Source organism: Kitasatospora sp. NPDC005856, assembly GCF_040629945.1.
Lineage (GTDB): Bacteria > Actinomycetota > Actinomycetes > Streptomycetales > Streptomycetaceae > Kitasatospora.
In genome coordinates, this window is the sequence record NZ_JBEXWT010000025.1 from 50,205 (window position 1) to 69,687 (window position 19,483).

Below are 19,483 nucleotides of genomic sequence, written 5' to 3' on the forward strand. Positions count from 1 at the left end.
ATGGGACCGATGGGACTGATGGGAGCGGACGTGACCGCGACCCCGGTCGACCTGCTGCTGCGCGGCGCGACCCTGGTGGACGGCACCGGGGCGCCCGCCCGGCCGGCCGACCTCGCCGTCGCGGACGGCCGGGTCACCGTACTGCCGCCCGGCACCTCCGTGGCCGCGACCGAGACCCTGGACGTCACCGGACGGGTCGTCACCCCCGGCTTCATCGACGTCCACACCCACTCGGACGCGCTCGCCGCCCCCTTCGGCGGCGGCACCCACACCGACGGCGACGCCCTGGACGAGCTGCGGCTGGCCCCGTTGCTCCAGGGCGTCACCACCGAGATCAGCGGCAACTGCGGGATCAGCCTGTTCCCCGCCCTGCCCGAGCGGCTGCCCGAACTGGCCGGGCACCTGCGGGTCTCCTTCGGCCTCGGCCCGGTGCTGCCCGCCGAGGACTTCGACGCCTTCGCCGCGGGCCAGCGGCCCGAGCTGCGCCGCAACCACATCGCCTCGCTGGTCGGCCACGGCACGCTGCGCGCCGGAGTGATGGGCTTCGAGGACCGCCCGCCCACCGACGAGGAGCTGGCCGCCATGTGCGGGTTGCTCGACCGGGCGCTGGCCCAGGGCGCGGCCGGACTCTCCACCGGGTTGATCTACCCGCCCGGTGTCTACGCGGACACCGAGGAGATCGTGGCCCTGGCGAAGGTCGCGGCACGGCACGGCAAGCCGTACGTGACACACCTGCGCGACGAGATGTCCCAGGTGGAGAAGGCGCTGGAGGAGGCGCTGGAGATCGCGGTGCGCTCCGGCGCCGCGCTCCAGGTCTCCCACCACAAGACCGCCGGGCGGCACGCCTGGGGCGCCACCCTGCGGACGCTGCCGCGCCTGGAGCGGGCCCGCGCCGAGGGCGTGGACGTGCTCTGCGACGTCTACCCGTACACCGCCGGCAGCACCGTGCTGCACGCGATGCTGCCGCCGTGGACCAGCGAGGGCGGGCCGGCCGCGCTGCTGGAGCGGCTGCGCAGCAAGGAGGTGCGGGACCGGATCCGGGCGGACATCGCGAACGGCGTCGAGGGCTGGGAGAACACCGTCGGCAACGGCGGCTGGGACCTCATCTCGGTGGCCGCCGCCCCCGCCCGCCCCACGGCCGAGGGCCGCCGGATCGCCGACCTGGCCGCCGAACGCGGCGCCGACCCGGTGGAGTACGTCTGCGACCTGCTGCTGGAGGCACAGGGCGAGGTGACCATCATCAGCCACTCGATGCGCGAGGACGACGTCCGCCGGGTGCTGGCCAGCCCGCTGTCGATGATCGGCTCGGACGGCGTGCCCAAACCCGGCCGCCCGCACCCCCGTTGGGCGGGCAGCTTCGCCCGGGTGCTCGGCCGCTACGGGCGCGAGCAGGGGCTGCTGCCGCTGGAGCTGGCGGTGCACAAGATGACCGGCCTGCCCGCCGAGCGGTTCCGGCTGGCCGGGCGCGGCGTGGTCCGGGACGGCGCCGTCGCGGATCTGGTGGTGCTCGACCCGGCGGCCGTCCTGGACGGAGCGACCTTCGAGCGGCCGCTGCTGCCGCCGGCGGGGGTGGAGACCGTGGTGGTGGCCGGGCGGGTCGCGGTGCGCGGCGGACGGCCGACCGCGAGCCGGGCCGGAGAGGTGGTGCGGGTCCGATGAGCCTCGCCCAGGTGGCCGCCGCCGCCCGCAGCTCGGCGGCGCTCCCGCTGACCCTCGCGGTGGCCGCCGTCGACGTGGACGCCCCCGCGGCCCCCGAGGTCTCCGAGGCGTCCGGCGTGGACGGCGGCGGCGCGGTCGGGGTGGACGACACCGTCGTGCTGCCCGTCGCCAGCGCCTCCAAGCTGCTGCTGCTCGCCGAGGTCGCCCGGCGGCTGGACACCGGGGAACTGACAGCCGGGCAGCCGGTGGAGATCCTCCCCGAGGACGTTACCGGCGGCACCGGCCTGCTCGGCCGGCTGAGCCGCCCCGGCTGGTCGGTGGAGGACCTGGCCTGGCTGACCGCCGCGGTCAGCGACAACACCGCCACCAACGCCCTGCTGCGGCTGGTCGGCCTGCCGGCCACCGCACGGCTGGCTCGCGAACTCGGACTGGAACGGCTCACCCTGCACGACCGGGTGCGCGACGAGCGCGGCCCGGACGTCCCGCCGGTCTTCGCCACCGGCACCGCCCGCGACCTGGCCCGCCTGGCGGCCCTCGCCGTCCGGGGCACCATGGCCGGCCCGGCGGCCTCGGCCCGGCTGCTCGGCTGGATGCGCGCCAACACCGACCACGGTCTGGTGCCCGCGCTGATCGACCACGACCCGTACGCCCCCGGGTTCCCCGCGCCGCTGCCCGGCCGCCTGCTGGTCGCCAACAAGACCGGCACGGACACCGGGGTACGGGCCGACGCGGGCGTCATCGTGGGCGCCCGCCGGGTGGCCTACGCGGTCGTCGCGCACTGGGACGTGGCGCTCGGGCCCAGCACCGAACGGGCCGCCGTGCACGCCATCCGCGACGTCGGCCGCGCCCTCGGGGCCTGGGCCCAGCGGCCGGGCCAGCACTGACCGGCCGTCGCCGGGGAGGTCAGAGCGCCCACTGCATGTCGAGCAGGGCCTTGATCTCCCCGGCGGCGCGGCCGAGTTCGGCGAGGAAGGCGCGCAGCACCGGATTGCGGTTGGTGGCCCGGGTGGCCACCCCGATCCGCCGGTGCAGCTGCGGGTGGTCCAGCCGGCACACGTGGACCCCGGCGCTGTCGGCCAGGCCGAGCGCCGGGATCAGCGCGACGCCCATGCCGGCCCGCGCGAGGTTGATGGTCACCTGGTAGTGGTCGCTGCGGCAGCGCACCCGGGGGCGGAACCCCTCGGCCGCGCAGGCGCGTTCGAGCACCGGCTCGCCGGTGCTGCCGCCGTGGGTGCCGATCCAGCTCTCGCCCTCCAGCTCGGCCAGCCGCACCAGCGAGCGCCGCCCGAGCCGGTGCCGCAGCGGCACCACCACCAGCTGCGGCTCGTCGAAGTACATCCGCACGTCCACAGTCGCCCGGCGGCACCACGGGTCCAGCGGGTGCTCGAAGACGACGGCCGCGTCCAGCCGGCCGGCCTCCAGGTCCGGGACCAGCTCGTGCGGCTGGCCCATGATGAGCTCCAGCTCCACCTGCGGGTGCGCGGCGGCGAACGCGGCCAGCGCCCGGGGCAGCAGGTCCAGCCCGGCGGAGGCGAAGAAGCCGATCCGCAGCACACCGGCCGCGGCCTGGGCGTGTGCCCGCAGGTCGTCCTGGGCGACGGCCATCAGATCGGCGATCGCCTGGGCGTGCTCGGCCAGCCGGACACCCGCGGGGGTCAGGCGCAGGGACTGCGGAGCCCGTTCCACCAGGGCGACGCCCAGCTCCTGCTCCAGGCGGGCGAGCTGGTGCGAGATGGCGGACGGGCTCAGGTGCAGGGCCTGCGCCGCGGCCACGATGGTGCCCCGGCGGGCGATCTCCAGGAGGACGTGCAGTCGGGCGCTGTTCAGCATCGGCCCAGGTTAGGCAATGTGTGACGGGAGCGCAGCCACCGGTTCCCGGGTGCTGTCGCCGGTGGCGGCCGCGTCCAGCCGGAGCAGGTCGTGCTCGGTCTCCCGGCGCACCACCAGGCGGGCCTCGCCGTCCCGGACGAAGACCACGGCGGGCCGCGGCAGCTTGTTGTAGTTGGAGGCCATGGCATAGCCGTAGGCGCCGGTCACCGGGGTGGCCAGCAGGTCGCCGACGCGCAGGTCGGCGGGGAGCGCGGCGTCGTCGACGATCACGTCACCGCTCTCGCAGTGCTTGCCGACCAGCCGGGCGCGCCGCGGGCGGGGTGCCTCGGGGCAGCGCGGCAGGAAGGCCTCGTACCGGGCGCCGTACAGCGCGGGGCGCAGGTTGTCGCTCATCCCGCCGTCCACGCTGACGTAGGTGCGCACGCCCTCGATCCGCTTGACGGTGCCGACCCGGTACAGGGTCAGCCCGGCCCGGGCGGCGATCGAGCGGCCGGGTTCGACGTCCACCTCGCCGCTCCAGCCGGCGGCGCGCACCGCCGAGCGGACCCGCTCGGCCCAGACCGCGAAGGAGGGGGCGCTCTGCCCGCTCAGGTACGCCACGCCCAGGCCGCCGCCGACGGTCAGCCGGCGCAGGCCGTGCTCCACCGCGAACCGGGCCACCGCGGCGGCGCCGTCGGCCAGTTCGGCCGGGTCCAGCACCTGGGATCCGACGTGGGCGTGGACGCCCTCCAGCCGTACGGCGGCGCAGGCCCCGGCCCGGCGCACCGCGGCCGCGGCGGCGCCGTCGGCCAGGCCGAAGCCGAACTTGGAGTCGAGGCCGCCGGTCCGGATGGCCTGGTGGGCTCCGGCCGCGACCCCGGGTGCCACCCGCAGCCGGACCCGGGCCGGCGGCAGGCCCTCCTCGTGGTGCAGCCGCTCGATCCGGTCCAGTTCGTCGAAGCTGTCCACCACGATGTGCCGCAGGCCGACGGTCAGCGCGGTGCGCAGCTCGGCCTCGTCCTTGTTGTTGCCGTGCAGCACGATCCGGTCCGGGGCGACCCCGGCGTAGAGGGCGGTGCGCAGCTCGCCGCCGGAGGCGACGTCCAGCAGCAGGCCCTCCTCGGCGGCGAGGCGGGCCATCGCGGTGCACAGGAAGGCCTTGGAGGCGTAGGCGACGTTGTCCCGGCCGAAGGCGGCCACCGCCTCGCGGCAGCGCCGGCGCAGGTGCTCCTCGTCGTAGACGAACAGCGGCGTGCCGTACCGGCGGGCCGCTTCGTCCAGGAGCACCCCGCCGACGGACAGGCCTTCGGGGCGGAACTCGGCGGTGAGCGGCAGCAGGCCCGGATCGACGGGCGGCAGGGCTGGCGACGCAGGGGACAAGGCTTCCTCCCGGAAAGCTGGCTGGCCCCGCCCATCCTCGGCCCTGCGGAGGGGGTGGGAAAGCGCATTCTTCCGGCCCTGAGCAGTACCGAATCCGATGCTTCGCCCTGGGCCCCGGGGCTGTTGCATCTAAGCTTGCATCTATGGTGTTACGGTGTGCTCCATGGCCGACACCCCGACCCCCGCCCGCGTTCCGGCCGCGGACCGCGCGTACGAACTGACCAAGGACCTCATCCTCGGCGGTGGCCTCCCCGGCGGGACGCTGATCAGCGAGGGCGAGATCGCCGAGCGCGCCTCGCTCAGCCGCACCCCGGTCCGGGAGGCCTTCCTGCGGTTGCAGGCCGAGGGTCTGCTCCAGCTCTTCCCCAAGCGCGGCGCCGTCGTGGTGCCGGTCGGCCCCGGCGAGGCCGAGGACGTGCTGGAACTGCGCGAGGCGCTGGAGAGCACCGCCGTGCGCCGGATCATCCGCCGCCCCGACGGCCTCGACGCGCTGGTGCGGCAGCTGTCCGAACTGATCGACCAACAGCGCGAACCCGCCCGCCGGGCCGACCTCGGTGCCTTCGCCGACGCCGACGAGGCCTTCCACCGGGGCATCGTGACGGCCTCCGGCAACGAGCTCGCCGAACGGTTCTACGGGACGCTGCGCGACCGCCAGCGCCGGATGGCCGTCCAGCTGCTCCAGGTGCGGCCGGAGCGGCTGGCCCCGCTGGTCGAGGAGCACACCGCGCTCGTCGAGCGGATCGCGGCCCGCGACGCCGAGGGCTTCACCGCCGCGCTGCGCGCCCACCTCGACGCCCACCGCGCCGTCACCGACCGCTGAGCCGATCCCCCGCGCGCCGCGGACCTCGCGCGCGCACCCCCGACGGACCGCCGGGACCGACCGTCCGACAAGGAGCAGCACCACCATGAGCACCACCCGGCCGCCGTCCGCCGGTCCCGTCGCCACCTCCGGCCGGGGGCGGCCGTGGCTGTTCGCCGCCCTGGCCATGCTCTGCTGCGGCTGGGGCGGCAACCAGTTCACCCCGCTGCTGCTGATGTACCGCCACCTCGGCGGCTACTCCGAGGTCACCGTGGACGCCTTCCTGGGGGCGTACGTCCTCGGGCTGGTCCCCGGTCTGCTGGTCGGCGGCGCCACCTCGGACCGCTACGGGCGCCGCCCGCTGATGATCGGCGCGGTGGCCGCCTCGCTCGCCGCCAGCGGGGTGTTGTGCGGCGGCGCCGCCGGTGAACTCCCCATCTACGCCGGGCGGTTCCTCACCGGCATAGCCGTCGGCATCGCGATGGCCGTCGGCACCAGCTGGGTCAAGGAGCTCTCCGAGGCACCGCACGACCCGGCCGCCGACCCGGGCGCGGGCGCCCGCCGCGCCTCCCTGGCCCTGACCCTCGGCTTCGGCCTCGGCGCCGGGGCGGCCGGCGCGCTCGCCCAGTGGGGCCCCTGGCCGATGGTCACCCCGTACCTCGCCCACCTGCTGGTCACCCTGCCCGCGCTGTTCCTGCTCCCGAAGGCCGTCGAGACCCGTGCCCGCTCGGCCGCCGTCCGCAGCCTCTGGGCCGACCTCAAGGTCCCGGCCGCCGGGCACCGGCGCTTCGTACGGGTGGTCCTGCCGATGGCCCCGTGGGTGTTCGGCTCGGCCGGCGTCGCGTTCGCGGTGACCCCGCAGCTGGTCGGCGACCGCCTCGGCGACTGGTCACTGGCCTACGCGACCCTGCTGACCGTCCTCACCCTCGGCACCGGCGCCCTCGTCCAGCCCCTCGCCAAGCGCCTGGACACGCTCTCCTCGGCGCGCGGCGTCCTCGTCTCCATGGTGCTGATGGCCTGCGGCATGGCCGTCTGCGCCGGTGACGCGGCGGTGCGCTCGCCACTGCTCGGCCTCGGCGGCGCGGTCCTCCTCGGCGCCGCCTACGGCATCGGCGTCGTCTCCGGGCTGCTGGAGATCCAGCGCATCGTCACCCCCGACGACCTGGCCGGCCTCACCGGCGTCTACTACGCGCTCTGCTACTCCGGCTTCCTGCTGCCCGCGGTGCTCGCGGCACTCTCCTCGCTGGCCTCCTACACCGTGATGCTCGGCGTGGTCACGGCCCTCGCCCTCGCCAGCCTCGCCGTGGTCGCCGTCTCCTCCCGCCGCACCGCCCCGGCCCCGGCCCCGGTTCCGGTCGACGTCGCCAGCCGCTGATCCGGAACGCTCCGCGGACCGGCCCTGCCGCGGGCGTGAACGGTCAGCAGCGGCCCGTACCCCTTCGGTGCGCCCGTTCCCCTCCCGGCGCCCTTCGAGCTGGAGGTCGACACCTCCCGGCTGTAGGACTACACCGTCGCGCCGTTCGTCGGGCGGGCGTGGGCGGGGAGGCCGCTGGTGAGGTCCTCGACCAGGAGGCGCCAGGCGATGGCGTCGGCGGCGGCGCGGAGCCGGGGGCTGCGGGGGCGGCCGGCGTCGGCGTCGAGGCGGGCGTTGAGCCAGTCGGACCAGGCGTGGGCGAGGGCGCGGACCTCGTGGGTGCCGGCCGCGGTGGGGGAGAGGGCGTCGCCGTCGCGGGTGAGGTAGCCCTCGGCGGCCATCCGGTCGAAGACCGGCTCCAGGACTTCGGGCGGCACCCGTTTGCGGGCGGCGATGAGGTCGAGCGAGGCGTGGCCGACGGCCTTGGTGTGGCCGGCCACTTCCATCAGGGCCCAGGCCCCGGCCAGGTCCACCCGGGTGTCGGCGCCGGAGACGATCGCCCGGACGGCGTCGAGGTCCACCTCGCGCACGATCCGGCAGACCGAGTACTCCAGGTGAGGGTCGGAGTCGGGGGTGGTCGGCTGGGCGAAGGCCTCGCCCATGTCGGTGGAGCCCGCCCGGGCGGTGTCGCGCAGCTGCACCTGTTTGAGGAAGAGCGACACCACGAAGCCGACCACGGCCACCGGGATGGTCCACAGGAACACGGTGTGCAGGGCGTCGGAGTAGGCCTGGACGATCGGCGCGGCCTGGTCGGCGGGTAGCTGGTGCAGGCTCTGCGGGCTCTGGGCGGCCTGGGTGAGCACGGCCGGGTCGGCGCCGGTCACCTGGGCGGCGGTGGTGATCCCGTCGCCGAGTTCGGTCTTCAGGCTGTTGGCGTAGATGGTGCCGAACACGGCGGTGCCGAAGGAGCTGCCGATGGTGCGGAAGAAGGTCACCCCGGAGGTGGCGGTGCCGAGGTCGGCGTAGTCGACGGTGTTCTGGACGGCGATGGTGAGCACCTGCATGCTCAGCCCGATGCCGGCGCCGAGCACGAACATGTAGAGCGAGGCCAGCACGGATCCGGTGTCGGGTTCCAGCCGGGAGAGCAGGTAGAGGCCGAGGGCCATCACCGCCGTGCCGACGATCGGGAACATCCGGTACTTGCCGGTCTTGCTGACCGCGTTGCCGCTGGCGATCGAGGCGATCAGCAGGCCGATCACCATCGGCAGCGTCCGGACGCCGGAGACGGTCGCCGAGTCGCCGTCCACGTACTGGAGGAAGGTCGGCAGGAAGGTCAGCGCGCCGAGCATGGCGAAGCCGACGATGAAGCTGAGCACCGAGCAGACCGTGAACACCGGGTTGCGGAACAGCCGCATCGGCAGCATCGGCTCGACGGCCCGGGTCTCCGCCCAGCAGAACAGGCCGAGCGCCAGCGCGCCGCCGACGAACAGGCCGATGATCACCCCGGAGCCCCAGGCGTACTCGTTGCCGCCCCAGCTGGTGGCCAGGATCAGCGCGCCGGCGCCGACCGCGACCAGCACGATGCCGAGGTAGTCGACGACCGGGCGGGTCGCCGCGCGGACCGAGGGGATGGTCCGGGCGGCCGCGGCGACCACCACGACCGCGATCGGCACGTTGACGTAGAACGCCCAGCGCCAGGACAGGTGGTCGGTGAACAGCCCGCCCAGCAGCGGCCCGATCACCGTGGCCACGCCGAACACCGCACCGATCGCGCCCTGGTACTTGCCGCGCTCGCGCAGCGGGATGACGTCCGCGATCAGCGCCATCGAGGTGACCATCAGGCCGCCCGCGCCGAGGCCCTGCACGGCCCGCCAGGTGATCAGCAGGGTCATGTCGCCGGCGAGGCCGCACAGGAAGGAGCCGCCGACGAAGACGATCGCCGAGACCTGGAAGATCAGCTTGCGCCCGTACAGGTCGCCGAACTTGCCGGCCAGCACGCTGGCCACCGTCTCGGCCAGCAGATAGGACGTCACCACCCAGGACATGTGCGCGGCGCCGCCGAGGTCCGCGACGATGGTGGGCAGGGCGGTGCCGACGATGGTCTGGTCGAGCGCGGCCAGCAGCATGCCGAGCACGATGGTGGCGAAGACGACGTTCCGCTGCCGGACGTCCAGCACCGGAGGGGCGGCGGGCGGGGTCTCGGTGGCGACGGTCATGCCGTCAGCCTCCGGGGTGCGGGCGGCGGTCGCGATCCGGCTAGGCCGTTGGAGTGATCGCCGGCGGCGGCTGCCCGGGTGGCGGCCCGGGGAGGGCCGGGCGACGATGGGCCGAACGAATGCCGACCGACGAAGCCGACCGACGAAGCCGACCGAGCGTCCGCGGACCCGGACGCCCCGGCCCCCGGGAAGAGGCTCCCCTTGAACGCCGACCCCCCGCGCAGCAGCGCGCACCAGACCCGGCCCGGCGCCACCGCCGTGGGCGGCCGGGCCGCCACCCGGCGCTGGCGGGCACTCACCGTCTGCCTGGTCGCCGGCTTCATGACCCTGCTGGACGTCAGCATCGTCAACGTCGCCCTGCCGACCGTACGGGCCGGGCTGCACATGTCCGACAGCGGCCTGCAGTGGGTGCTCAGCGGCTACGCGCTGGCCTTCGGCCTGGTGCTGGTGCCCGCCGGGCGGCTCGGCGACGCGCGCAGCCGGCGGGCCGTCTTCCTCGCCGGACTCGCCCTGTTCACCGTGGCCAGCGCGCTCGCCGGAGCGGCGCAGAGCCAGGAGTGGCTGGTACTGGCCCGGCTGTTCCAGGGCGCGGCCGGCGGGGTGCTGGTCCCGCAGGTGTCCGGCTTCATCCAGGTGCTGTTCCAGGGCGCCGAGCGCGGCCGGGCCTTCGGCGCGCTCGGCGCCACCATCGGGCTGTCCACCGCCGTGGGGCCGCTGCTCGGCGGGCTGTTGATCCACGTGGTCGGCCCGCAGGACGGCTGGCGCTGGGTGTTCCTGGTCAACCTGCCGATCGGCGTCGCCGCGCTGCCGATCGCCTACCGGCTGCTTCCGGCGCCGCCCCCCGCCGCCCAGCGGGCCGGGCACCGGGACTTCGACCCGGTCGGCGTGCTGCTGCTCGGCGCCGGGACGGTCTCGCTGCTGCTGCCGTTCGTCCAGGCGCAGCAGTGGCACGGCGCGGCCCGCTGGCTGCTGCTGCCGCTGGCGGCGGTGCTGCTCGCCGCCTTCGTCGGCTGGGAGCTGCACTACGGGCGGCGGCGCGAACCACTGGTGAGCATGGCGCTGTTCACGGTACGGCCGTACGCGGCGGGGACGGTGCTGTCGCTGGTGTACTTCGCCGGGTTCACCGCGATCTTCTTCATCTTCACGCTCTACCTCCAAGCGGGCCTGCACTACTCGGCGCTGGCGGCGGGCCTGGCGATCACGCCGTTCGCGGTCGGCTCGGGGGTGTCCGCGCCGGTGGGCGGGCGCCTGGTGAGCAGGCTGGGGCGGCGGCTGGTGGTGGCCGGACTGGTGCTGGTGCTGGCCGGGCTGCTGGCCTCGGCGCTCGCCGTGCAGCTCTGGTCGGGGCCCCGCGTGGGCTGGACGACGGCGCTGCCGCTGCTGGTCGCCGGGACGGGCAGCGGGCTGGTGATCGCCCCGAACCAGACGCTGACCCTCCAGCAGGTGCCGGTGGCCCGGGCGGGCAGCGCGGGCGGGGTGATGCAGACCGCGCAGCGGGTCGGCTCGGCGGTGGGCATCGCCGTCGTCGGCTCGGTGTTCTTCGCCCACGCCGCCGGCCCCCGCCCGGACTGGGCGCTGGCCTTCCAACTGGGCGTGACGGTCGCCGCAGGGCTGGTGCTGGCGGCACTGCTGGTGGCGGTCGCCGACATGGCCTCGGGCCGGGGAAGCGTCCGGGCCGCCGGGCAGCGGGCGGGGGACGGGCCGTGACGGACACCCGAAGGGGATGGAGCGGGGTGCGGATCCCGGTGAGCGGACCCCGATGGGGCCCGGCGAGCGGACCCCGACGGGCGGGCCCGGTCGGCGGGCCCGCCGTGCGCAGAAACGATTCGGCGCTCGATCGCGAGGAGCAGGCGCTCAGCGCTTGATCGCCACGCCCGCGTACATCGCGATGTCCTGGTCGCGGACGGGCGCGGCGTCGGCGTCCGGCTGCCAGTGGTGCACCAGCGTGACGCCCGGGTCGAGCAGCTCGTAGCCCTCGAAGAACGCCTCGGCCTCGGCCTTGTCGCGGATCTGGAGCGGGATCCCGCGCGCGTTGTACTCGCGGCCGACGCCACCCACGCCCACCGGGTCGGTGTCACCCGTGAAGACCGTCAGGACGAGGAAGCTGCCGGGTGCCAGGGCGTCCATGAAGCGGCGCACGATGCCCTGCGGGTCGTCCTCGTCCAGGACGAAGTGGACGATCGCGATCAGCGACAGCGCCACCGGCTGCGAGAAGTCGAGCACCTCGCGCAGCCGGGGATCGCCGATGATCGAGTCCGGGTCGCGGAAGTCGGCGTCCACGTAACAGGTGCGGCCCTCGGGCGTGCTGTCCATCAGAGCCCGTGCGTGGGTCAGCACGATCGGGTCGTTGTCCACGTAGCCGATCCGGGCCCCGGGCGCGATCGCCTGGGCGATCTCGTGGAGGTTCGGCGAGGTCGGGATGCCGGTGCCGATGTCGAGGAACTGCCGCACGCCGTACTGCTCGGCCAGCCGGCGCACCGAGCGCTGCATGAAGTCGCGGGTGGTGCGCATCGAGATCGGCAGCGACGGCCAGGCCTGCACCGAGGCGTGCGCCGCGACCCGGTCCGCCTCGAAGTTGGTCTTGCCGCCGATGAGGTAGTCGTAGACCCGGGCGGAGTGCGGAACGTCCATCCGCAGGTCCACCGATGGGTAATCCTCGTGCGGACCGCGTTCCGCCCGGATCTCGTTGGTCATGCTCGCTCTCCCGTTGCTGGGCGTCCGTCACCGGCCGCCGTGGTGGCGGCCGTGGTGCGCATGGTAACGGTCGACCGGTGCTACGGGATGACTGGCCCTCAGGCCTGCGCCTCCGGGTGCCTCGGGTCGAGCGCGGCAGCACCCGACTGACGGGGGATCGAGGCGGAGGCGGCGGTGTCGCCCCGCCCGTGCGCCGCCAGTTCGAGCGCGGCGCCGATCCACGCGATGCCGAAGGACCACGTCGCCAGCCACTCGCACAGGTACAGCGGCCGCACCGACCAGGACGAGCCGACACCCGTCACCCCGGCCAGGACGGAGAGCGCCAGGGCGACCAGGATCACCACCCCGGCCACCAGGTAGGCCGTGCCCACCCGGGCCGGCTGGGCGGAGCGGGGATTGCGGAAGGAATAGAGGCAGAACATCGCCAGCATGACGAACAGCAGGCCGGCGAAGGCCAGGTGGAGCACCCCGACGGTGCGCTGGAGGCCGGAGGCGCCCCCCGGGGCCGTCGGGCACAGGGCGACCCCGACCGCGAAGAACCCGGCGGCCGTGCTCCAGCGGTCGTCCCGGCGGTCGAAGCGGTAGCAGATCAGGAACACCCCGAGGGCGCACAGCCCGCCGACGAAGAGGTCCCGGGTGTCGGTGTAGTAGGCGCCGCTCATCGAGCCCGGCCAGAAGTCGTCGGTGCTGCGCCCCGTCACCACGGCGGCCAGCCAGTTGCCGAACGGCAGGGCCGGCGGCAGCAGGATGCCGATCAGGCCGACGCCGAGGCGCAGGATCGCGATGGTCCGGACGTCCTGGATGCTCCGCCGGGTGGCGGGGGAGTTCTGCGTGCGCGAGTCGTGAGTCACGGACGCCTCCTTGCCTTTCGCACGGGCTCCTCGGCCCGCTGTTCCTCCGGCCGCGGGGGACGGGGTGGGGCGGTGTCGGACGGGCACCTCCACACACGTGAGCGACCGTCAACTTGTGTACCCGGATCGGCGTTCGAAGCACCACCGATTTGAGCGGTTTACGCCCACGATGACCGTCCGGAGAACCTCTGGTCACCATCTACCACGGCTGCGCGCACCGGATCGGTTCAACTTCCCGCCGAGGGCGCGGGAAGGACTGATCCCGGCAGCCCAACCGCACCTGACCGCAGCGGAATTGATCTGTACGATCCCGCCTCGTGGAGGAGACGATGACCACCGGGGCCGCCGCCCCCGGCACCCCTGGTACCCCCGGCACGCCCGGTACCCCCGGCACCCCCGGGAACGCCCACCGCCCGGCGCGCTGGGTCCGCAGCCGGCTGCGCGCGAGCCCGGCGGCCGCCCTGCTGATGGCGGCCCTCGCGTTCGTCACCGTCCTGCTGTCCGTGGCCGTCCCCCGCCTCGTGGACCGGGGCGCGGACGCGGCCCTGCGCGACCACGTGCGCCAGAAGGGCATCCACACCACCAGCCTGCAGGCCGGCTCGAAGGCCCGCCCCACCGACACCGTCGCCGACCTCGACGCCGTCCAGCGGGAGCTCGCCGCGAGGTTCGGCGGCAAGCTGCCGCTGTCCGCGCCGGGCCACGCCCACGGCACCGTCACCGCGGCCGACAAGGTGTACAACCCGGGCTTCGCGCGGATCAACGCCGAGGTCCCCCCGCAGCTCTCGCTGATGTACCTGGACGGCTTCGCGGACCGGGTCACCCTGACCGAGGGCAGCTGGCCGGGCCCCGCCACGGACGGCGCGCCGCTGCCGATGGCCGTGAGCCGCACGGCCGCCGAGATGATCGGCATCAGGATCGGCGACGTCGTCGACAGCGGGAGCCGGGGACCGGTCCGGCGGACCAGCGTGGTGACGGGCGTCTACCGGGTCGACGACCCGCTGGACCCGTTCTGGGACGACCTCGGCTGCCCCGACCGCCCCTGCCTGGAACTCGGTCAGTACGGCGACGACTGGTTGCGGTTCACCGGTCTCGTCGACGGCGGAAGCCTGGCCGCGCTGACCGCCTGGGGCCAGGACGTCCGGAACTTCTGGCGGCTGGCCGTCGACCCGGCCCCGCTGCGCGCCGACCGGCTGGACCGGACCCGGACCGACGTCGCCCACCTGCTGGTCGGCCCGGACAACGACGCCCTGGTCGCCGCGACCGGGCGGGCGGACCTGCGGATCGCTTCGTTCCTGCCCGAGGTCCTCGCCGGGGCGGCCGAGCGCTACCGGGCCGCGATGGCGTTGAGCGCGATCGGTCCGGCCGGGGTCGCCGGGGTCGCCGTGGTGGTGCTCTGCCTGGCCGCGGCCCTCGCCACCGATCGGCGCGCCGCCGAACTCCGGCTGCTGCGGGCCCGCGGGGGCTCGCTCGGCGGGGTGCTGCGGCGGCTGCTCGGCGAGGGGGCGGTGACCGTCCTGCCCGCCGCCGCGCTCGCGACGGTGCTCGGCCTGGTGCTGCTGCCCACGCCCCGGTGGGGCGCCGCGGTGGCGGCCGGTCTCACCACCACCCTGCTCGCCCTGCTGGCCTTCCCGGCCCGGGCCGCGCTGTTCCGGGAGCTCCCCCGGCCGTCCGGGCCGTGGCGCCGGCTGATCGGCGAACTCGCCCTGCTGGCCGCCACCGTCGTGGCGGTGGCCGAGGTGCGCCGTCGGGGCGTCGGCCACTCCGGGGCCGGGGTGGACCCGTTGCTGGTCGCCGCCCCGCTGCTGCTCGCCGTCACCGGTGGACTGCTGCTGGCGAGGATCGAGCCGGTGGTGGTCGGCCGGCTGGCCGCCCTCGTCGGCCGGGGCCGCGGTCTGGTCGCCTACCTCGGACTCGCCCGGGCCGCCCGCGACGCCTCCGGCCGTCGCCGGCCCTCCGCGCTGCCGCTGCTCGCGCTGCTGATCGCCGTCACCGCGACCGGTTTCGGCGCCACCCTGCTCGACTCGGTGGACCACGGGCGGCTGCGCGCCGCCCGCATCGCCGTCGGCGGCGACGTCGCCATCTCCGTTCCGGGCTACGCGACCCTGCCGGAACCTTTCCTCACGGCCGCCGGCGCACTCCCGGGCACCCGGGCCGCGACCGGGGTCCGGGTGGACCGCAAGGCCCTGTTCGTCGGTGCCGGCTCGAACAACTACACCAAGGTGACCCTCGTGGTCGCCGAACCGGCCGCGTACGCCGAGATCGCCCGTACCCTCGGCGTCGGCGAGTTCGACCCGGCGACGCTCGCCGGCACCCCCGGCGGCCCGGACACCCCGGTACCCGCGCTGTTCAGCCGCGACCTGGCCGAACGCCTGACCGCCGGTGCGCCGTTGGTGCACCTGTCCACCGCGAACGAGCTGCGCACCACCGTCGCCGGGATCGTCACCGCGACGCCCGCGCTGCCGGACCCGAGCCTGCCGTTCGTCGTGGTGCCCTCGGGGCCCGCGCTGGAACGCCTGCCGGAACTGGGCCGGGCCAACGGCTGGCTCGCCGTCGGCGACCTGGACCCCGGGCAGGTCAGGTCCCTCCTGCGGGAGCGGGGCGTGGTCGAGCCGACCGGCAGCGCGAAGCGGATCACCGAGGCCGCCGCGGCGGCCGGAAAGGGCAGCCACGGGCTGCCGCCCGCCTACGCGGTGGGCAGCAGCCGCGAGTACGCCGCACAGCTCGCCGACGACCCGCTGCAGCAGGCCGCCGGGCGGCTGTTCTGGTACGCGGCCCCCGCCAGTGCCGGATTCGCCGTCCTCGCCGTCCTGCTGACGCTGCTGCGGGCCGCGCCCGACCGAACGGCGGTGCTCGCCCGGCTGCGCACCATGGGCCTGCGGCCCCGTCAGGGGCTGGCTCTGATCATCGCCGAGGCGCTGCCGCGGACGCTGGTCGCGGCCGTCGGCGGCGCGGTGGTCGCGGCCGTGGCGGCCGTCCTGCTCGGGCCGGCCTTCGATCTCTCGACCCTGGTCGGCGTCAAGGCCGCCCTGGCCGGAAGGGCCGGCAACGCCCTGGATCCGGCGGTGCTGCCGGTGCTGCTGCCCACGGCGGGACTGGCGCTGGTGGCCTGCCTCGGGGTGGTGCTGGAGACGCTGGTCGCCGGACGGCGGCAGATCGCCACCGAGCTGCGGGCGGGGGACGCCTGAGCGCGGCAGAAGGCGGCCCGGCCTGCCGGCCGGACCGCCTTCTCCGCTTCCGCTTCCGCCGCTTCAGCCGCTTCCGCCTCTGCTGAAACGGTTCAGCCGGTGGTCTCCCGGGTGCGCGCGATCAGCGCGTTGAGCAGCGCCGCCCCGCGCTCGGCGTCGTCGACGCTGACCGCGAAGTCCGCGCCCCGACGGGTGCGGACCACCAGGCAGACGCCCCCGCGGAGCATCACGGTGGTGCCGAGTCCGTTGATCCGGTAGCCCCAGCCGCCCGCCTGCGCGGCGGTGCGCCGCTCGGCGCGGGCGGATTCGAGCTCGGCGGGGGACCAGTGCCGGGCGGGCCGGCCGAACGGGCCGAAGCCGACGGTCAGGCCGCGGGCGGTCACCCGCGCCCGCACCGAGGAGCAGCCGAGGGCGGCCAGCGAGACGACGGCGAACGGCACCACCAGCGCCCAGTCCAGCTCGGCGACCCCGCTCGCGGCGGCCACCACCCCCGCCACCGTCACCAGCCCGAACACCGCGGCGGCCAGCTGCAGCCACGGGTTGGCGGCCCGGGACAGCCAGACGAACCGCTCGCCCGGCGGCATCTCCAGCGGCGCCGCCCCGGTCACCGGCCGCCGCTCGGGCCGGCCGCCGTAGCGGCGGCCCGCCAGCCAGGCCAGCAGCCCGGCGAGGCCGGTGGCCAGCAGGATCAGGACCACCTCGATGCCCATCGGTGCGGCGTCCTGCCAGCGGGCGCGGTCCAGGTTGGCGTGCACGATCGAGGTCTGCGCCCCCGTCAGCAGCACCCCGCCGGCCGCCAGCGTGGCCGCTGCGGCCCCGGGCGACCGACCGGCCCAGTACCGCCGCAGGGCCACCGAGGTCAGCACCAGGACCGCCCAGAACGCGGCCGGGAACAGCGCGGACGCCGTCAGCGACATCGAGCCGTCCGGGTGCCGCCCGTTCCAGTGGGTGGCCAGCGGGTCCGGCAGCCGGTGGCGGGCCACCAGCGGCAGGGCGATCAGCAGTGCCGCCACGCCGGCGGACCAGGCCGCCGCGGCCCAGACGGCGCCGCGAGCCGGTCGCTCCGCCGCGGTCGGCTCCTCCGTCGCCCTCTCGTCCGTTGTCCCCTCGTCCGTCACGACATCCCCCTGATCATGTCCACGAGATCGTTCCTGCTGTAGCCGGCCCGGGCCGCGTCCTCGACCAACCGCCGTACCCGGTCGACCAGTTCGGAGCGGGTGTCGGCGCCGGTCGCGATCGTGATGCCGCGGCCCCGGCGGAACTCCAGCACCCCCTCGTCGCGCAGCGTGCGCAGTCCGCGCAGGACGGTGTTGGTGTTCACCCCCAGCGCCCGGGAGAGTTCCCGGGCCGGGGGCAGCTTGTCCCCGGGGGCGCACTCGCCCTCGGCGACGGCCCGTCTGATCGCGCCGGCGACCTGTTCGTGCAGCGGTCGGGTGTCCCCGATGTCCAGCTTCAGCAACATGGTGCTACCGACGATAGCACCATAGGCGTTTCCCGCCCCGGCTACCGCCGCTCGTCCTCGATCAGGCCGAACTCCTGCATCAGCTCGCCGATCTCGGTGGCCTCCAGCCGGCGCAGCAGCCTCCTGCGCAGGAACTCCGGCCCGGGCAGGTCGAGTTCGGCGCCGTCGCGGAGCCGGGTGGTGGCGGCGAGCAGCTTGCGCACGTCGTAGGTGGAGTTGAACACCTCCGGCACGCCGCGCTCGACGTCCAGCAGTCGGTAGACTGCCTCCATGCCGGTGCGCACCGAGTACTCGGTGGTGAAGACGCAGTCCCGGGTGGTCTCCGCGAACTGGCCGATGAAGGCGAAGTTGACCGCACCCTCGGGCACCACGTCCGGACGGTCGCCGGCGTGCCGGGGCAGGAAGAAGGACGTCACGTACGGCATCATCACCGGCACGCAGCGGGCGGCGTTCGCGGCCAGGTCGGGGATCTCCCCGACCGGCACGCCCAGGTGGTACAGCCACTCCTGGGTGATCTGCTCGCCGGTGCACTCCTGCATCGGCTTGCGCACGAAGTCGCCCGGGCGGTCGACGAACAGCGAGTAGACCCAGACCACGATCTGGTCGGCGGGCTGCTGCTTGAAGTGCGGCTGGCGGTTGACCGTCCAGCTCAGCAGCCAGGAGGAGTCCCGGGCGGTGACGATGCCGCCGGTGACCACGCCGCCGCCGAACGGGTCGCGCTTGGCGACCTTCCGGATGTAGTGCGGGATGCGCGGGTCCAGGGTGGTGACGGTCGCCGACTCCCACTTGCTCTCGGCGATGTTGCCGCAGAACACCTCGGGGCGGCCGAAGGCCGGGTCCTTGGCGGCGATCCGGCGCCACAGGTCCCAGGCCGGGGCCGGGCCCTCGTCCAGCCGGGCCGGGGTGTGCTGGTCGCCGTCGTCGGAGTTCTCGGTGAGCGAGCCGATGGTGGTGAACACCAGGTCGTCCGGGCCGAGGTCCACCCCGCCCTCCCGGCCGGCCTCCCGCCAGTGGATCCGGGTGGCCTGCTTGCGGCCGGGGGCGTCGGCGGTGCCGGGGGAGAGGTCGAAGTCGATGTCGGTGACCTCGACCTCGTAGCGGAACCGCACACCCTGGTCCATCAGCCAGCGGGTCAGCGGCAGGACCATCGACTCGTACTGGTTGTACTTGGTGAACTTCAGCGCGGACAGGTCCGGCAGGCCGCCGATGTGGTGGATGAAGCGGTGCAGGTAGAGCTTCATCTCCAGCGCGCCGTGCCATTCCTCGAAGGCGAACATGGTGCGCCAGTACAGCCAGAAGTTGCTGTCCAGGAAGTTCCGCGAGAAGACGTCGTCGATCCGCTTGCCCTCCAATTCCTCACGGGTCGCGAGGAAGACGCGGATCAGGTCCTTCTGCGCCTTGTCGTCGAGCGCGAACCGGCCCTCGGTGCGGGCGTCCCGGCCACGCTGCTCGGTGACCCGCTGGAGCGAGAAGTTCGGGTCGTCCTTGTTGAGCCAGTAGAACTCGTCCAGCACGGACGCGCCCTCGACCTCCAGCGAGGGCACCGAGCGGAAGAGGTCCCACAGGCACTCCATGTGGTCCTCCAGCTCGCGCCCGCCGCGGACCACGAAGCCCTTCTCGGGCACCTCGATCCCGTCCAGCGCGCCGCCGGCCAGCTTCAACCGCTCCAGGATCGTGATCCGCTCGCCGGGCACCTGCCCGTCCCGGACCAGGAACGCCGCTCCGGCCAACGCCGCGAGCCCCGACCCCACGAACCACGCACTCTTGCGCTCGGCGCCTTCGGGCTTCCTCGGCCGGGCGAACGCCTCGTAATTGCCACTGCTGTAGTACATGCGCGCGCTCCCTGGAAAGTTCGGTATCGAACTGCCCGTCGGGCATCGTGAATCCCGGCGGGTCATTTCCGTCCACCCATCCGGTGATGATGTTTGCATGCTTTATCTGCCGAACGAGTGAGGAGGGGGGTGGTGCGGGCCCCGGCGCGTCGCGTATGGAGAGCGTTGGGAACGCCGCCCGGCGCGTCAGGGATCCGTCAAGGAGCGCAGGTCGGCCCCACCGGGGCGGTTGGGTGGAGGAC

Annotated in this window: 14 protein-coding genes; 6 read left to right on the forward strand and 8 right to left on the reverse strand. The window is 74.6% G+C overall.

The window, feature by feature from the left end:
* The gene (locus tag ABZ449_RS17510) at positions 1–1,659 is read left to right on the forward strand and encodes a D-aminoacylase (RefSeq protein WP_360346457.1); all 1,659 of its coding nucleotides are present in this window, start codon (positions 1–3) and stop codon (positions 1,657–1,659) included.
* Positions 1,656–2,543 (forward strand): serine hydrolase, encoded by an 888-nt coding sequence (locus ABZ449_RS17515; RefSeq protein ID WP_360346459.1) that lies wholly within the window; start codon positions 1,656–1,658, stop codon positions 2,541–2,543. The genes ABZ449_RS17510 and ABZ449_RS17515 overlap by 4 nt, the downstream gene beginning before the upstream one ends.
* 19 nt (positions 2,544–2,562) lie before the next feature.
* Here ABZ449_RS17515 and ABZ449_RS17520 read toward each other — a convergent pair whose 3' ends face one another.
* Both ABZ449_RS17520 and lysA read right to left on the reverse strand, forming a co-directional pair.
* Positions 2,563–3,489: a LysR substrate-binding domain-containing protein gene (locus tag ABZ449_RS17520; RefSeq protein ID WP_360346461.1), complete on the reverse strand. Its 927-nt coding sequence runs from the start codon at positions 3,487–3,489 to the stop codon at positions 2,563–2,565.
* A gap of 9 nt (positions 3,490–3,498) precedes the next feature.
* Positions 3,499–4,848, reverse strand: coding sequence for a diaminopimelate decarboxylase (lysA, locus tag ABZ449_RS17525; RefSeq protein WP_360346463.1), 1,350 nt, complete (start codon positions 4,846–4,848; stop codon positions 3,499–3,501).
* Positions 4,849–5,011: 163 nt separating this feature from the next.
* On the opposite strand from lysA, the gene ABZ449_RS17530 reads away from it, so the two are divergent.
* Together ABZ449_RS17530 and ABZ449_RS17535 are read left to right on the forward strand one after the other, a co-directional pair.
* Positions 5,012–5,668 carry a GntR family transcriptional regulator gene (locus ABZ449_RS17530; RefSeq protein WP_360346465.1) on the forward strand — a complete coding sequence of 219 codons (657 nt, stop codon included), beginning with the start codon at positions 5,012–5,014 and terminating at the stop codon, positions 5,666–5,668.
* 85 nt (positions 5,669–5,753) lie between these two features.
* Positions 5,754–7,022, forward strand: a complete 1,269-nt coding sequence (locus ABZ449_RS17535) for an MFS transporter (RefSeq protein WP_360346467.1) — start codon at positions 5,754–5,756, stop codon at positions 7,020–7,022.
* A 128-nt stretch (positions 7,023–7,150) separates the two neighbouring features.
* On the opposite strand, the gene ABZ449_RS17540 is transcribed toward ABZ449_RS17535, so the two are convergent.
* Positions 7,151–9,217, reverse strand: coding sequence for an MDR family MFS transporter (locus ABZ449_RS17540; protein ID WP_360346469.1), 2,067 nt, complete (start codon positions 9,215–9,217; stop codon positions 7,151–7,153).
* Between the two features lie 258 nt (positions 9,218–9,475).
* Between ABZ449_RS17540 and ABZ449_RS17545 the strand changes: the two genes are divergently transcribed.
* Positions 9,476–10,924 carry an MFS transporter gene (locus ABZ449_RS17545; protein WP_360346558.1) on the forward strand — a complete coding sequence of 483 codons (1,449 nt, stop codon included), beginning with the start codon at positions 9,476–9,478 and terminating at the stop codon, positions 10,922–10,924.
* Positions 10,925–11,071: 147 nt separating this feature from the next.
* On the opposite strand, the gene ABZ449_RS17550 is transcribed toward ABZ449_RS17545, so the two are convergent.
* Both ABZ449_RS17550 and ABZ449_RS17555 read right to left on the reverse strand, forming a co-directional pair.
* Complete coding sequence (locus ABZ449_RS17550; RefSeq protein WP_360346471.1) at positions 11,072–11,911, reverse strand: SAM-dependent methyltransferase; 840 nt, start codon at positions 11,909–11,911, stop codon at positions 11,072–11,074.
* Positions 11,912–12,009: 98 nt separating this feature from the next.
* Positions 12,010–12,762: a hypothetical protein gene (locus tag ABZ449_RS17555; protein ID WP_360346473.1), complete on the reverse strand. Its 753-nt coding sequence runs from the start codon at positions 12,760–12,762 to the stop codon at positions 12,010–12,012.
* A gap of 317 nt (positions 12,763–13,079) precedes the next feature.
* Here ABZ449_RS17555 and ABZ449_RS17560 point away from each other — a divergent pair, with 317 nt between their 5' ends.
* The gene (locus ABZ449_RS17560; protein ID WP_360346475.1) at positions 13,080–15,947 is read left to right on the forward strand and encodes a hypothetical protein; all 2,868 of its coding nucleotides are present in this window, start codon (positions 13,080–13,082) and stop codon (positions 15,945–15,947) included.
* A gap of 92 nt (positions 15,948–16,039) precedes the next feature.
* Here ABZ449_RS17560 and ABZ449_RS17565 read toward each other — a convergent pair whose 3' ends face one another.
* From ABZ449_RS17565 to ABZ449_RS17575, 3 genes are read right to left on the reverse strand one after another with little or no spacing between them, the layout of a single operon-like run.
* On the reverse strand, positions 16,040–17,065 hold the full coding sequence (locus ABZ449_RS17565) for a DUF1648 domain-containing protein (protein WP_360346477.1): 1,026 nt from the start codon (positions 17,063–17,065) through the stop codon (positions 16,040–16,042).
* Positions 17,062–17,409: a GntR family transcriptional regulator gene (locus ABZ449_RS17570; RefSeq protein WP_360346479.1), complete on the reverse strand. Its 348-nt coding sequence runs from the start codon at positions 17,407–17,409 to the stop codon at positions 17,062–17,064. Before ABZ449_RS17570 ends, ABZ449_RS17565 begins: the two co-directional genes overlap by 4 nt.
* A gap of 41 nt (positions 17,410–17,450) precedes the next feature.
* Complete coding sequence (locus ABZ449_RS17575) at positions 17,451–19,241, reverse strand: oleate hydratase (RefSeq protein WP_360346481.1); 1,791 nt, start codon at positions 19,239–19,241, stop codon at positions 17,451–17,453.
* Between the last annotated feature and the right edge of the window lie 242 nt (positions 19,242–19,483).